The organism is Rhodosalinus sp. (assembly GCF_041685465.1).
In the GTDB taxonomy this organism is placed as follows: Bacteria; Pseudomonadota; Alphaproteobacteria; order Rhodobacterales; family Rhodobacteraceae; genus Rhodosalinus.
Genome location: NZ_JAWLFS010000064.1, coordinates 1 through 13049 on the forward strand (window position 1 = coordinate 1; position 13049 = coordinate 13049).

General features: G+C 66.8%; 12 protein-coding genes, 1 tRNA gene and 2 pseudogenes. 2 read left to right on the forward strand and 13 right to left on the reverse strand.

The genetic code is table 11. The features are described from left to right. The 13 genes and pseudogenes from ACESL7_RS06165 to ACESL7_RS06225 form a co-directional block, all read right to left on the reverse strand. Positions 1–911: pseudogene (locus ACESL7_RS06165) on the reverse strand (DNA-directed RNA polymerase subunit beta'); the annotation flags it as partial. A gap of 124 nt (positions 912–1035) precedes the next feature. Then, positions 1036–5172, reverse strand: coding sequence for a DNA-directed RNA polymerase subunit beta (gene rpoB, locus ACESL7_RS06170; RefSeq protein ID WP_372892442.1), 4137 nt, complete (start codon positions 5170–5172; stop codon positions 1036–1038). Between the two features lie 258 nt (positions 5173–5430). After that, positions 5431–5811 carry a 50S ribosomal protein L7/L12 gene (gene rplL, locus ACESL7_RS06175; protein WP_372892443.1) on the reverse strand — a complete coding sequence of 127 codons (381 nt, stop codon included), beginning with the start codon at positions 5809–5811 and terminating at the stop codon, positions 5431–5433. A gap of 72 nt (positions 5812–5883) precedes the next feature. Next, positions 5884–6402, reverse strand: coding sequence for a 50S ribosomal protein L10 (gene rplJ / locus ACESL7_RS06180; protein ID WP_372892444.1), 519 nt, complete (start codon positions 6400–6402; stop codon positions 5884–5886). 368 nt (positions 6403–6770) lie between these two features. Beyond that, positions 6771–7487, reverse strand: a complete 717-nt coding sequence (gene rplA / locus ACESL7_RS06185; RefSeq protein ID WP_372892445.1) for a 50S ribosomal protein L1 — start codon at positions 7485–7487, stop codon at positions 6771–6773. Continuing rightward, positions 7487–7912 (reverse strand): 50S ribosomal protein L11, encoded by a 426-nt coding sequence (rplK, locus tag ACESL7_RS06190; protein WP_372892446.1) that lies wholly within the window; start codon positions 7910–7912, stop codon positions 7487–7489. Before rplK ends, rplA begins: the two co-directional genes overlap by 1 nt. A 110-nt stretch (positions 7913–8022) precedes the next feature. Beyond that, complete coding sequence (nusG, locus tag ACESL7_RS06195; RefSeq protein ID WP_372892447.1) at positions 8023–8556, reverse strand: transcription termination/antitermination protein NusG; 534 nt, start codon at positions 8554–8556, stop codon at positions 8023–8025. Positions 8557–8726: 170 nt separating this feature from the next. After that, complete coding sequence (gene secE, locus ACESL7_RS06200) at positions 8727–8918, reverse strand: preprotein translocase subunit SecE (RefSeq protein WP_372892448.1); 192 nt, start codon at positions 8916–8918, stop codon at positions 8727–8729. 77 nt (positions 8919–8995) lie between these two features. After that, positions 8996–9071 (reverse strand) — tRNA-Trp (locus ACESL7_RS06205). A gap of 93 nt (positions 9072–9164) precedes the next feature. Continuing rightward, complete coding sequence (locus ACESL7_RS06210) at positions 9165–9401, reverse strand: site-specific integrase (protein WP_372892449.1); 237 nt, start codon at positions 9399–9401, stop codon at positions 9165–9167. A gap of 97 nt (positions 9402–9498) precedes the next feature. Continuing rightward, positions 9499–9760: pseudogene (locus ACESL7_RS15415) on the reverse strand (transposase); the annotation flags it as partial. A gap of 185 nt (positions 9761–9945) precedes the next feature. Then, positions 9946–10959: an aldo/keto reductase gene (locus ACESL7_RS06220; RefSeq protein WP_372892451.1), complete on the reverse strand. Its 1014-nt coding sequence runs from the start codon at positions 10957–10959 to the stop codon at positions 9946–9948. 67 nt (positions 10960–11026) lie between these two features. Next, positions 11027–11932, reverse strand: a complete 906-nt coding sequence (locus tag ACESL7_RS06225; protein WP_372892452.1) for a LysR substrate-binding domain-containing protein — start codon at positions 11930–11932, stop codon at positions 11027–11029. 84 nt (positions 11933–12016) lie between these two features. Here ACESL7_RS06225 and pcaC point away from each other — a divergent pair, with 84 nt between their 5' ends. Both pcaC and pcaH read left to right on the forward strand, forming a co-directional pair. Next, positions 12017–12397 carry a 4-carboxymuconolactone decarboxylase gene (gene pcaC / locus ACESL7_RS06230; protein ID WP_372892453.1) on the forward strand — a complete coding sequence of 127 codons (381 nt, stop codon included), beginning with the start codon at positions 12017–12019 and terminating at the stop codon, positions 12395–12397. Continuing rightward, on the forward strand, positions 12394–13049 hold a 656-nt coding region (gene pcaH / locus ACESL7_RS06235; RefSeq protein ID WP_372892454.1), incomplete at its 3' end, for a protocatechuate 3,4-dioxygenase subunit beta. The genes pcaC and pcaH, both read left to right, overlap by 4 nt.

The window sequence follows — 13049 nt, forward strand, 5'->3', positions numbered from 1 at the left end:
TCCTGCAGCATCCGCTTCTCGTTGCGCACGATGATGTCGGGCGCGCGCAGCTCGATCAGCCGCTTGAGGCGGTTGTTGCGGTTGATCACCCGGCGGTAGAGGTCGTTGAGATCCGAGGTCGCGAAGCGCCCGCCGTCGAGCGGCACGAGCGGGCGCAGCTCCGGCGGGATGACGGGAATCACCGTCATGATCATCCACTCGGGCCGGTTGCCCGACTCGAGGAAGGCCTCGACGACCTTCAGCCGCTTGATGATCTTCTTGGGCTTGAGTTCGCCCGTCGCCTCGGCGAGGTCGGCGCGCAGCTGCTCGGCCTCCGCCTCGAGGTCGATCTGCGCGAGCATCTCGCGGATCGCCTCGGCCCCGATCGAGGCGCTGAAGGCGTCGGAGCCGTACTGGTCCTGCGCGTCGAGGAATTCCTCCTCGTTCAGCATCTGCCCGTAGGAAAGATCCGTGAGGCCCGGGTTGGTGACGACGTAGTTCTCGAAGTAGAGCACCCGCTCGAGATCACGCAGCGTCATGTCGAGCATCAGCCCGATGCGGGACGGCAGCGACTTCAGGAACCAGATGTGCGCGACCGGCGCGGCGAGCTCGATATGGCCCATCCGCTCGCGGCGGACCTTCTGCAGCGTGACCTCGACGCCGCACTTCTCGCAGACGACGCCGCGATACTTCATCCGCTTGTACTTGCCGCAGAGGCACTCGTAGTCCTTGATCGGCCCGAAGATGCGCGCGCAGAACAGGCCGTCACGCTCGGGCTTGAAGGTCCGGTAGTTGATCGTCTCCGGCTTCTTGATCTCGCCGTAGGACCACGAGAGGATGCGCTCCGGGCTCGCGAGGGAGATCTTGATCTCGTCGAAGGTCTTCGTCGCGGCGAGCGGGTTGAACGGGTTGTTCGTGAGTTCCTGGTTCATCTCGGATTCCTTGTCAGAGGCGGGGAGGAGGACGGGGTGCGCCGCGCCGGTGCCTGTCGTCGCACCGGTGCCTGCCGGGGACGCCCCCCACGGCGGCGCGTGGGGGGCGTGGTCTCACGCAACCTTATTCATCCTCCTCCTCGTCCAGGAGTTCCATGTTGAGGCCGAGGCCGCGCACTTCCTTGACGAGCACGTTGAAGCTCTCGGGAACGCCGGCCTCGAAGTTGTCCTCGCCCTTGACGATCGACTCGTAGACCTTCGTCCGGCCGGCCACGTCGTCCGACTTCACCGTCAGCATCTCCTGCAGGGTGTAGGCGGCGCCGTAGGCCTCGAGCGCCCAGACCTCCATCTCGCCGAAGCGCTGGCCGCCGAACTGCGCCTTGCCGCCGAGCGGCTGCTGCGTGACGAGGCTGTAGGGCCCGGTCGAGCGCGCGTGGATCTTGTCGTCCACGAGGTGGTGCAGCTTGAGCAGGTACTTGATGCCCACCGTCACCTGACGTGCGAACTGCTCGCCGGTGCGCCCGTCGAAGAGAACCGACTGCCCTGACTCGGAGAAGCCCGCGCGCACCAGCGCGTCGTTGACGTCAGGCTCCTTGGCGCCGTCGAAGACCGGCGTCGCGATCGGCACCCCGCCGGTGACGTTGGTCGCCGCCTCCACGAAGCGACCCTCGTCGAGCCCTTCGAGCCCCTCGGCATAGACCTCGTCGCCGTAGGCGATCCGCATCGCGTCCTGCACCGGGGTCAGGTCGCCCGAGCGGCGATAGGACTCCAGCGCCTCGTCGATCTGCACGCCGAGCCCGCGCGAGGCCCAGCCCATGTGCGTCTCGAGGATCTGGCCCACGTTCATCCGCGAGGGCACCCCGAGCGGGTTCAGCACGACGTCCACCGGCGTGCCGTCCTCGAGGAAGGGCATGTCCTCCATCGGCACGACCTTGGAGATCACGCCCTTGTTGCCGTGCCGGCCCGCCATCTTGTCGCCCGGCTGGAGCTTGCGCTTCACCGCGACGAAGACCTTGACCATCTTCATCACGCCCGGCGGCAGGTCGTCGCCGCGCCGCACCTTCTCGACCTTGTCCTCGAAGCGCGCCTCGAGCTGGCGCTTCTGCGCCTCGTACTGCGCATGCAGCGCCTCGAGCCGCTGGGCGTCCTCTTCCTCGGCGAGGGCGAGCTGCCACCACTGCCCGCGGGTGAGCCCCCCGAGCAGCTCCTCGGTGATCTCGGAGTTCGGCCTGACGCCGCGCGGCCCCTTCACGGCCGTCTTGCCGAGAAGCATCTCCTTGAGACGCGCGTAGATGTTGCGGTCGAGGATCGCGAGCTCGTCGTCCCGGTCCCGCGCGAGGCTCTCGATCTCCTCGCGCTCGATCTGCAACGAGCGCTCGTCCTTCTCGACGCCGTGCCGGTTGAAGACCCGGACCTCGACGACGGTGCCGTAGTCGCCCGGCTTCACCCGGAGCGAGGTGTCGCGCACGTCCGAGGCCTTCTCGCCGAAGATCGCGCGCAGGAGCTTCTCTTCCGGCGTCATCGGGCTTTCGCCCTTGGGCGTGATCTTGCCCACGAGGATGTCGCCCGGCTCCACGTCGGCGCCGATGTAGACGATACCCGCCTCGTCGAGATTGCGCAGCGCCTCCTCGCCGACGTTCGGAATGTCGCGGGTGATCTCCTCGGGACCGAGCTTGGTGTCGCGGGCCGCGACCTCGAACTCCTCGATGTGGATCGAGGTGAAGACGTCGTCGCGCGCGATGCGCTCGGAAATCAGGATCGAGTCCTCGAAGTTGTAGCCGTTCCACGGCATGAAGGCCGTGACGACGTTCTTGCCGAGCGCGAGCTCTCCCATGTCCGTGGAGGGGCCGTCCGCGATCACCTCGCCGCGCTGGACCTCGTCGCCCACCTTGACGAGCGGGCGCTGGTTGAGCGCGGTGTTCTGGTTCGAGCGCTGGAACTTCCGCATGCGGTAGATGTCGACGCCCGGATCGCCCGGCTCGATCCTCTCGGTCACGCGCACGACGATGCGCTGCGCGTCCACCTGGTCGATCACGCCGGCGCGCCGCGCGAGGACGGAGGCGCCCGAGTCGCGCGCCACGACCTCCTCGATGCCGGTGCCGACGAGCGGCGCCTCGGCCTGCAGGAGCGGCACCGCCTGACGCTGCATGTTCGAGCCCATGAGCGCGCGGTTGGCGTCGTCGTTCTCGAGGAAGGGAATGAGCGAGGCCGCGACCGAAACGAGCTGCTTCGGCGAGACGTCGATCAGGTCCACGCTCTCGTTCGGGGCCAGCAGGTAGTCGCCCGCCTGCCGGGTCGAGACGAGATCGTTGACGAAGCGGCCGCCGTCGTCGAGCTTGGCGTTGGCCTGCGCGACGGTGTGGCGCATCTCCTCGGTGGCGGACATGTAGACCACCTCGTCGGTGACCTGCCCGCTGTCCACCTTGCGGTAGGGCGTCTCGATGAAGCCGTACTTGTTGACCCGCGCATAGGTGGCGAGGCTGTTGATGAGCCCGATGTTCGGCCCTTCCGGCGTCTCGATCGGGCACATCCGGCCGTAGTGCGTCGGGTGCACGTCGCGCACCTCGAAGCCCGCGCGCTCCCGCGTGAGGCCGCCGGGGCCGAGCGCCGACAGGCGGCGCTTGTGCGTGACCTCAGACAGCGGGTTGGTCTGATCCATGAACTGGCTGAGCTGCGAGGAGCCGAAGAACTCGCGCACCGCGGCGGCCGCGGGCTTCGCGTTGATCAGGTCCTGCGGCATGACCGTGTCGATCTCGACCGAGGACATGCGCTCCTTGATGGCGCGCTCCATGCGCAGCAGGCCGACGCGGTACTGGTTCTCCATCAGCTCGCCGACGGAGCGCACGCGGCGGTTGCCGAGGTGGTCGATGTCGTCGATCTCGCCCCGGCCGTCGCGCAGTTCCACCAGCGCCTTGATGCAGGAGACGATGTCTTCGCGATCCAGGGTGCGCTGCGTGTCCGGCTTTTCGAGGTTGAGCCGCATGTTCATCTTCACGCGGCCGACCGCCGAGAGGTCGTAGCGCTCCGGGTCGAAGAACAGCGTGTCGAAGAGCGCGGTCGCGGCCTCCACGGTGGGCGGCTCGCCCGGGCGCATGACGCGGTAGATGTCCATGAGCGCGGTCTCGCGGTTCATGGTCTTGTCCGCGGCCATGGTGTTGCGGATGTAGGCCCCGACGTTGATACCGTCGATGTCGAGGACCGGAACCTCCGTGACGCCCGCGTCGAGGAGTTCCTTCAGCGTGCCGCCGGTGACGGAGCCCTCCTTGTCCACTTCCCAGGTGAGCTCGTCGCCCGCCTCGACGTAGATGGCGCCGGTCTCCTCGTTGATGATGTCCTTGGCGGCGAACTTGCCCACGATCTGTTCGAAGGGAACGAGCAGGTCGGTGACATTGCCCTCGTCGATCAGCTGCTTGACCGCGCGCGGCGTGACCTTCTTGCCGGCCTCCGCGATCACCTCGCCGGTCGCGGCGTCCACGAGGTCATGCGGCGGGCGCGTGCCGCGCACCCGCTCGGGGAAGAACTTCGTCTCCCAGCCCTCGCCCTTGCGCAGGCGGTAGGTGACCGTGTCGTAGTAGGCATCCATGATGCCTTCCTGGTCGAGGCCGAGCGCGTAGAGGAGCGTGGTGACGGGCAGCTTCCGGCGCCGGTCGATCCGGGCGAAGACGATGTCCTTGGCGTCGAACTCGAAATCGAGCCACGAGCCACGGTAGGGGATGATGCGGCACGCGAACAGAAGCTTGCCCGAGGAGTGCGTCTTGCCCTTGTCGTGGTCGAAGAAGACGCCGGGCGAGCGGTGCATCTGGCTGACGATGACGCGCTCGGTGCCGTTGACGATGAAGGTGCCGTTCGACGTCATGAGCGGCATGTCGCCCATGTAGACGTCCTGTTCCTTGATGTCCTTCACCGACTTCGCGCCGGTGTCGTCGTCCACGTCGAAGACGATGAGGCGCAGCGTGACCTTGAGCGGCGCAGCATAGGTCATGTCGCGCTGCTGGCACTCCTCGACGTCGTACTTCGGCCGCTCGAGCGCGTAATCCACGAACTCGAGGACCGCGGTCTCGTTGAAATCCTTGATCGGGAAAACGGACTGGAAAACGCCCTTGAGGCCCTCGCCGTCAACCGGCGCCTCGCCTTCGCCGGACTTCAGGAACAGGTCGTAGGAGCTTTTCTGAACCTCGATGAGGTTCGGCATCTCGAGGACTTCACGGATCCGGCCGTAGTACCGGCGGAGACGCTTCTGGCCGAGAAAGGATTGGGACATGTGCGGACTCACCTCAGGTTTCTCGCCGGGCGCGCACGCTGCCGGGCCACAGCTGCGCGTCCATCGGAGACGGCGGGGCGATCCATGCCTGGCCCGCGTCCCACCGCGGGCCTCCCGATCGCGCGAACCACGCCTTGGAAAGGCCCCAGTGCGGCGGGGCCTTGCCGAGACAGGTTCGGCCGGGCCGCCGATCGGGGCCCAGCCGCTGCATGCGTGTACCCGAGCCGCGGCGGGGACGCCCGCCGCGACAGGTCACGATTACTTGAGCTCGACTTCGGCGCCTGCGTCCTCGAGCTTCTTCTTGATCTCTTCGGCCTCTTCCTTGGGAGCGGCCTCCTTGACGGCCTTGCCGCCCGCCTCGACGAGCTCCTTGGCCTCCTTCAGGCCGAGGCCGGTGATCGCGCGGACCTCCTTGATCACGTTGATCTTGGACGAGCCGCCCGACTTGAGGATGACGTCGAACTCCGTCTGCTCCTCGGCAGCTTCGCCGCCGCCGCCCTCGGCGGGGCCTGCCATCATCACCGCGCCGCCGGCGGCGGGCTCGATGTCGTAGTCGTCCTTCAGGATCTGCTTGAGTTCCTGGGCCTCGAGAAGCGTGAGGTTCACGATCTCTTCGGCGAGTTTCTTCAGATCAGCCATGTGCGTGACTCTTTCCTAAATGCTGCGATTCCGGCGCCGTGGCGTGGCCGCGACGCAGGTGTCAGGGATGCCTCAGGCGGCCTCCGCCTTCTCTTCGAGGGTCGAGAGGATGCCCGCGATGTCGGAAGCAGGTGCGCCAACCGCACCGGCGATGTTCGAGGCGGGCGCGCCGATGCAGGACGCGATCTGAGCGATAAGCTCGTCGCGCGACGGCATCTTCGACACGGCCTCGACACCGGCCCGGTCCAGGACCGAACTGCCCATCGCCCCGCCGAGGACCTGCAACTTCTTGTTGTCCTTGGCGAAGTCCTCGACCACCTTGGCCGCGGCCACGGGGTCTTCGGAATAGGTGAGCACGGTCATGCCCTGAAGGAGGTCGGCGATACCCTCGCACGGCTGGCCCTCCAGGGCGATCTTGGCAAGCCTGTTCTTGGCGACGCGCACGGAGCTCTGGTTCGCGCGTGCGCGCGCCCTGAGATCCTGCATCTCGGCAACCGTGAGACCTTCGTAGTGGGACACCACCACGACGCCAGAGCTCTCGAAGATCTGGCCGAGTTCCTCGACCACGCGCTCTTTCTGGGCTCTATCCACAGTTTCTCTCCAAGTCGTGGAGGGCGCTGACCCTCCGGCTCGTTTTGCCGGGCCTTCCCGCGCGGGGAACGTGGGCCCGACGATCGGGTCCGCACGGGTCAATCGCAGCCGCACCGGGGCCTGACGTCACGCCATGGCCGCAAGAGCGGTGTTCTCTTCCCGTCTCGGGCAGGATTTACCGGCACGCAGCCGACCCACCGTCTCGGACGATGAGCGCCCCACGCCGAATCGGCTGGGGCACCCGAGACGCCTGCATAAACCTCGGCAACGCCGATGCCAAGCGCATTCCGCGGCCCGACGCTCCGCACCTTTCGGAAACGGAGCCACGCGGCGTGCATCGAGCGCGCCGGGCGCCCGATGCGGACACCTCACTCGGCGGCCTGCGCCGCCTCGCCGAGGGCCGAGTTCACGTCCACCGACACGCCCGGCCCCATGGTGGAGGTCAGCGAGACCTTCTTCATGTAGGTGCCCTTGGCGCCGGCGGGCTTCGCGCGCGAGACCGCGTCCACGAAGGCGCGCAGGTTCTCGGCGAGCTTCTCGGCGTCGAAGGACGCCTTGCCGATCGCGCCGTGGATGACGCCGGCCTTCTCGACCTTGAACTGCACCTGGCCGGCCTTCGCGTCCTTCACGGCCTGCGCCACGTCCATGGTCACGGTCCCGACCTTGGGGTTCGGCATCAGGTTGCGCGGGCCGAGGATCTTCCCCAGCCGGCCGACGACCGGCATCATGTCCGGCGTCGCGATGCAGCGATCGAAGTTGATCTCGCCGTTCTGGATCGTCTCCATCAGATCCTCGGCCCCGACGATGTCGGCCCCGGCGACCTGCGCCTCCTCGGCCTTGGCGCCGCGGGCGAAGACGGCCACGCGCACCTCCTTGCCGGTGCCGTTGGGCAGGCTGACGACGCCGCGCACCATCTGGTCGGCGTGCCGCGGGTCGACGCCGAGGTTGATCGCGACCTCCACGGTCTCGTCGAACTTGGCGCGCGCGGTCTGCTTGACGAGGGAGACGGCTTCCTCGACGGGCAGGTTCTCCTTGCCGGCCACGGCTTCGCGGGCGTCGCGGACGCGCTTTCCGAGCTTTGCCATCACTTCACCTCCAGACCCATCGAGCGCGCCGACCCGAGGATGATCTGCATCGCATCCTCGATCGTGTTCGCGTTCAGGTCCTTGTACTTGGCCTCCGCGATCTCGCGGATCTGCGCCGCGGTGACGGTGCCCGCGCTGGCACGGCCCGGCGTCTTGGAGCCGGACTTCAGCTTGGCGGCCTTCTTCAGGAAGTAGGTCGCCGGCGGCGTCTTGATGTCCAGCGTGAAGGACTTGTCCTGATAGTAGGTGATGACCGTCGGGCACGGGGCGCCCTGCTCCATCTCCTGCGTCTTGGCGTTGAACGCCTTGCAGAACTCCATGATGTTGATCCCGCGCTGACCCAGCGCGGGGCCGACCGGCGGGCTCGGGTTCGCCTGCCCGGCCGGCACCTGAAGCTTCAGCGTGCCTGCGAGTTTCTTGGCCATGCGGCCGCTCCTTTCCTTACAACACCGCCCCGGCGCGCCGACGGCGGTTTTCCGTTGCCGTGGTCCGGTCCGGGGGCCGCGGCCCCCTCGCCTCCCACGCCCTCCTCACGTCAGGACTGCTTGGTGACCTGCGCGAATTCCAGATCGACCGGCGTCTCCCGGCCGAAGATCGAGACCATCACCTTCAGGCGCTGGTTCTCCTCGTCCACCTCCTCGACCATGCCGTCGAAGTCCTCGAAGGGGCCGTCGTTGACCTTCACCTTCTCGCCGATCTCGAAGTGGATCAGCGTGCGCGGCGCCTCCTCGCCCTCCTGGACGCGGTTGAGGATCGTGTTCACCTCCTCGTCGCGCATCGGCATCGGCTTGCCCTGCGCCCCGAGGAACCCCGTCACGCGGTTGATCGAGTTGATCAGGTGATAGGCCTTGTCGGTCATGTCCATCCGGACGAGGACATAGCCCGGCATGAAGCGCCGCTCGGTCGTGACCTTCTTGCCGCGCCGCACCTCGATCACCTCCTCGGTGGGCACGAGCACTTCCTCGATCTGCTCCTCGAGGCCGGCCTCGGCGGCGGCGGTCCTGATCTGCTCGGCGATCTTCTTCTCGAAATTCGAGAGAACGCTCACCGAATACCAACGCTTCGCCATCCTGCCTCTGCCTTGTCCTGTCCGGCGCCTGCCGGGCGTCCCTTTAAGATGCCGCCGCGCGCGACGCGTGATGCGGCGCGCAGGCCGAATCCGCGCGCCGTTCCGACGATAGCGCGCGTCCTAGCCGCGCGGCCCGGCGATTTCAAGAGCGCCGCGGCGCCGTCGAACCGTCAGCCGAAGAAGCCGAGAATGCCTTGCAGCGCGCCCCGGATGCCCAGATCGACCAGCCCGAAGAAGATCGCCGTCAGGGTCGCCATGATGAAGACCATGACCGTCGTCACGAAGACCTCGCGCCGCGTCGGCCAGACGACCTTGCCGATCTCGGCGCGGGTCTGCTGAATGAACTGGAGCGGATTGGCCATCCACGGCCCCCTTTTGTCAGCTCTGGACGCTGGCACCTGTAAGGCGTCGCGTCGGGCGGTTCAAGCACGGCCGCGGCTGGCAGGGGCACCAGGACTCGAACCCGGGACCTACGGTTTTGGAGACCGTCGCTCTACCAACTGAGCTATACCCCTAGAACGTTGTCCGTGTAGTGTTTCCGCCCGCTGCCGTCAAGCGGCGACCGGCCGGTTGGCAGTCCGGTCAGAAGCCGGGGAAGCGTTCTTTCTTTACCCCCCTTCTGTTCTGCTGCGCTTTTCCCACGCCGACTTGGCCCGCATGCGCTGACGCGGCATGCAGGCATACTTCTTCACCATGTCCTTGGTATCGTGGCCCGAGTACGCCTTGATCTCCTCGTCGGAGCATCCGGCCCAAGCCAGTTCCATGACCCCGCGGTGGCGCATGGCGTGCAGATCGTGCTCCAGAAGTCCAAGACGGGCTCGCTCCCTGCGGACCATCTGCGCCATGCCGGAGTAGCCCAAGGGTTCGCCGCGCTCTCCTCGGATGATCCGGGCAGACGGATAAGGACTTCCCCCGAGGATTCCGATCTCTTCGTCGAGCGCTCGCGATCCGGGCCCGGGGCACGCGGACCGTCTCGGGTCCGAAGGTGCCGACGATCTCCCGGTCCCTGTGCCCGTTGCGATACCCCGTCGCACCCGCGCTCTTGCGTTCATAGCGGCCGCGCCCCAGCGCGGGCCTCCAGTTCCTCCTCGAGGATCGTCTCGATGAAATCCCGCACCCGGCTGCGGACGCCGTCCTCGAGCGGATCCGTCCAGTCGCCCCCGATGAGTGGCGCAGCGCGGTCAGTCTTGGTAGTCTCGGTCATGGCGTAATCTCCTTCGGCGGTGCCAGCTGCCGTTCATGGTTGATTCAACACCCGGAGATTACGCCACCCTCCAATTTTCCACCAACCCCGCGACAGGACCTCCAGTAAAGTCGGGGTGTTTCACTGCGCCGCCGCAAAACTACGTGGTCTTCAAGATGATCCAGACCGGGCCTGCGCTTCAGGCCTCAGCTGTACCTCTCCGGACCGGCCCACTGGTCATAGCTGTAGCGGTCGCCGTGTGCCCAGCCGACAGGAAGTAACGTTTCGATCTGTGTCAGATCCGACTCGGACAGGGTGATCTCGGTGCCACGGACGAGCTCACGCAGGTGGTCGGGGCGCTTGGTACCGGGAATCGGGAGGACATGCTCACCGCGCGACATCACCCAGGCGATGGCCAGCGCGGCAGCCGGTTCACCCATCTCTGCCGCCAGCGCCCTGAAACGATCGGTGATAGAGATGTTTGCACTGTAGTTCGGCTCGGTGAAGCGCGGGTTGACTTTCGTGAAATTGAAAGTTGCGGCTTGTTCCGGAGTAAACGGTGTCGCGGTCAGGAAAGACCGCCCGACCGGCGAGAAGGCCACAAGGGTAGCGCCTATATCGCGGCATGTCTGCACAAGTCCCAGTTCCGGCGCGCGGGTGGCCAACGAGTATTCCGATTGCACGGCTGCGATGGGGCAGACCGTCGTGGCGCGCCGCACGGTACTGGGAGCGACCTCGGACAGGCCGACAGCGCGGGCCTTGCCGCTTTCGATCAAGCGCAACAATGTGCCCGCGACATCCTCGATAGAGTGTGTGACGTCGTAGCGGTGGACATAGAATAGATCCACGTGATCGACACCGAGCCTCGCCAGGCTGTTATCCAGGCATCGTTCGAGGTATTCGGGATCGTTGTTGAAACGCCGCTCGGGCTCGCCAGTGTTTCCAGCCTTGGTGGCTATAACCATATCGTCGCGCGCGCCCGCCCGACTCGCCAGCCAAGCGCCGATGATCTCCTCGCTGCGTCCTTTGCCGTACAGATTGGCGGTATCAATATGCGTGACGCCTGCTTCGCGGCACAGGTCGAGTACCGCATGGCATTGCTCCTCCGTCGCGCTGCCGTAGGCGCCGGCGAAGGACATAGCCCCGATCCCGAAGCGCGAGATCTCAGGGCCGGTGGTGCCGAGGCGGGTCGTCTGCATGGTTTTCTCCACTTCACGCATTACTTCTGCTTTGCGAAGCAAGGTTTTAGTGTGGACCGGTCCGAAGTCACCCGCGGGGCGTGCATCATTACATTCCGCGTGCGACGTTTTCGAGCGCGGCGATTATCGCGCCAAGGTCCGCGTCCAGCGCTTGATCGGTGCGCAGGCTGATGCCCACGGGGCCGGGCATCAGCGGGCTGGAGGGCTTCAGTTCCTGCACTTCCCCACTGGCCAGAAGGTCGGCGATCACGCCGCGCGAGATGAACCAAATCGCGTCGGAGTGCAGTAGCACCTCGCGACAGAAGGCGGCCGAGACACTCTCGAACGCGGGCTGGACGTCGGCCGCACCGACGCCAACCAGCCAGGCCCGTACGGTCTGGTGGATGACTGCACCCGACGGCGGCAGGATCAGCGGGTGGCGCCGGACTGCCGCGGCGTCGAGTGGATCGCGCTGCGGATGCCGAGCCCGCGCGACGGGCACCACCGGCTCGACGTAGAGATGACGGAAGCTGAGGGTCTCCATCCGCTGCGGGTCCGCCATTCGTCCGACGACAAGGTCGAGCGCGCCCTCACGCAGCTGGTTGAGCAGCAGCCAGTTCGGTCCGGTGGACACCCGCAGCGCGCAGTCCGGGTGTTCCTGCCGGAACCGCAGCGCCGCCGCGGGAAGCAGCCGGGTCGCGGCAGTGGGCAGCGATCCGACCCGCAGCCGCCGCTGCCGTGCCACCCCGCGAACGGCTTCCTGCGCCTTCGCCAGCGCCGCCACCGCGCCGCCCGCGATGCGCTGGAACTCGGTCCCGGCGGCGTTCAGCACGACGCGCCGCCCGGTCCGATCCAGGAGCCGCGCGCCCAGGATGTCCTCGAGCTCGCGCAGCGTCTTCGAGACGGCCGGCTGCGTGACGTTCAACTCGGCCGCCGCCTGCCCGACGGAGCCGGTCCGCGCGACCGCGAGGAAGGTCGAGAGATGACGCAGGCGCAGGCGGGGGTGAAAATTCATAACCTCGGAGTAATGTGCGGCTTCGAAGATATCAATTTTTATCGCGGGTGCGCCGGTGCATCAGAGTGGCAGGGGAGGACAGCAATGACGAACCGGCACGATGAAGGCATGCGGGTCCGCCGGCAGGTCCTGGGCGACGCCCATGTCGACCGGGCCGAGGCGGGCATCACCCCGCTCGACGCGGCGTTCCAGCGGATGATCAAGGAAGGCGCATGGGGCACGGTCTGGGCGTCGGACGCGATAAGTCTTCGCGAACGCTCGATGCTCACCCTGGCGCTACTGGCGGCGACCGGCAATTTCGAGGAGATCGCGATGCATATCCGCGCGACGGTCCGCACCGGGGCGACACTGCAGGACGTGGCCGAGGCATTCCAGCACGTCGCGGTCTATGCCGGCGTGCCGCGGGCCAACCACGCGCTGAAGATTGCCAAGGAAACCTACCGTGAGATGGGGGTGGAGCCGTGAGCGGCGAGTATCTCCAGCGCGACCGGCGGGTACATCCACCTGCCCACACGCCCGATTACAAGACCAGCGTCACCCGCAGCCCGCGCCTCCCGCTTTTGTCGATCGAGAACTCGCTGTCCGAGATGACCGGCCCGACCTTCGGCCACGGCCAGCTCGGGCCGCTCGATCACGACCTGATCCGCAACTACGGCCGCGGCGAGGAAGCCATCGGCGAGCGAACCATCGTGCACGGCCGCGTCACCGACCAGACGGGGCGGCCCGTTCCCGGCGCGCTGCTGGAGGTCTGGCAGGCCAATGCCGGCGGGCGCTACCGGCACATCAAGGACGGCTATCTCGCGCCGCTCGACCCGAATTTCGGCGGTTGCGGGCGGTGCGTGACGGATGCCGACGGGTATTACTTCTTCCGGACGGTCAGGCCGGGGGCCTACCCGTTCCGTAACTACTCGAACTCGTGGCGCATGGCGCACATCCATTTCTCTATCTTCGGGGCGGGGCTCACGCAGCGCCTGATCACGCAGATGTATTTCGAGGGAGACCCACTGCGCGCACAGGATCCCATCGCACAGACGATCCCGGACGCGGCGGCGCTGGACCGGCTGGTCGCGCCTCTGGATCTGGAGGCGTCGGTGTCGCTCGACACCCTCGCCTACCG

Excerpts from the sequence above, each read along its gene's own strand:
- rplA (WP_372892445.1), bottom strand. The coding sequence starts at position 7,487 with ATGGCAAAGCTCGGAAAGCGCGTCCGCGACGCCCGCGAAGCCGTGGCC.
- nusG (WP_372892447.1), bottom strand. The coding sequence starts at position 8,556 with ATGGCGAAGCGTTGGTATTCGGTGAGCGTTCTCTCGAATTTCGAGAAG.
- ACESL7_RS06220 (WP_372892451.1), bottom strand. The coding sequence starts at position 10,959 with ATGCGTGAAGTGGAGAAAACCATGCAGACGACCCGCCTCGGCACCACC.
- ACESL7_RS06210 (WP_372892449.1), bottom strand. The coding sequence starts at position 9,401 with ATGGCGCAGATGGTCCGCAGGGAGCGAGCCCGTCTTGGACTTCTGGAG.
- pcaC (WP_372892453.1), top strand. The coding sequence starts at position 12,017 with ATGACGAACCGGCACGATGAAGGCATGCGGGTCCGCCGGCAGGTCCTG.
- secE (WP_372892448.1), bottom strand. The coding sequence starts at position 8,918 with ATGGCCAATCCGCTCCAGTTCATTCAGCAGACCCGCGCCGAGATCGGC.
- rplK (WP_372892446.1), bottom strand. The coding sequence starts at position 7,912 with ATGGCCAAGAAACTCGCAGGCACGCTGAAGCTTCAGGTGCCGGCCGGG.
- ACESL7_RS06225 (WP_372892452.1), bottom strand. The coding sequence starts at position 11,932 with ATGAATTTTCACCCCCGCCTGCGCCTGCGTCATCTCTCGACCTTCCTC.
- rpoB (WP_372892442.1), bottom strand. The coding sequence starts at position 5,172 with ATGTCCCAATCCTTTCTCGGCCAGAAGCGTCTCCGCCGGTACTACGGC.
- rplL (WP_372892443.1), bottom strand. The coding sequence starts at position 5,811 with ATGGCTGATCTGAAGAAACTCGCCGAAGAGATCGTGAACCTCACGCTT.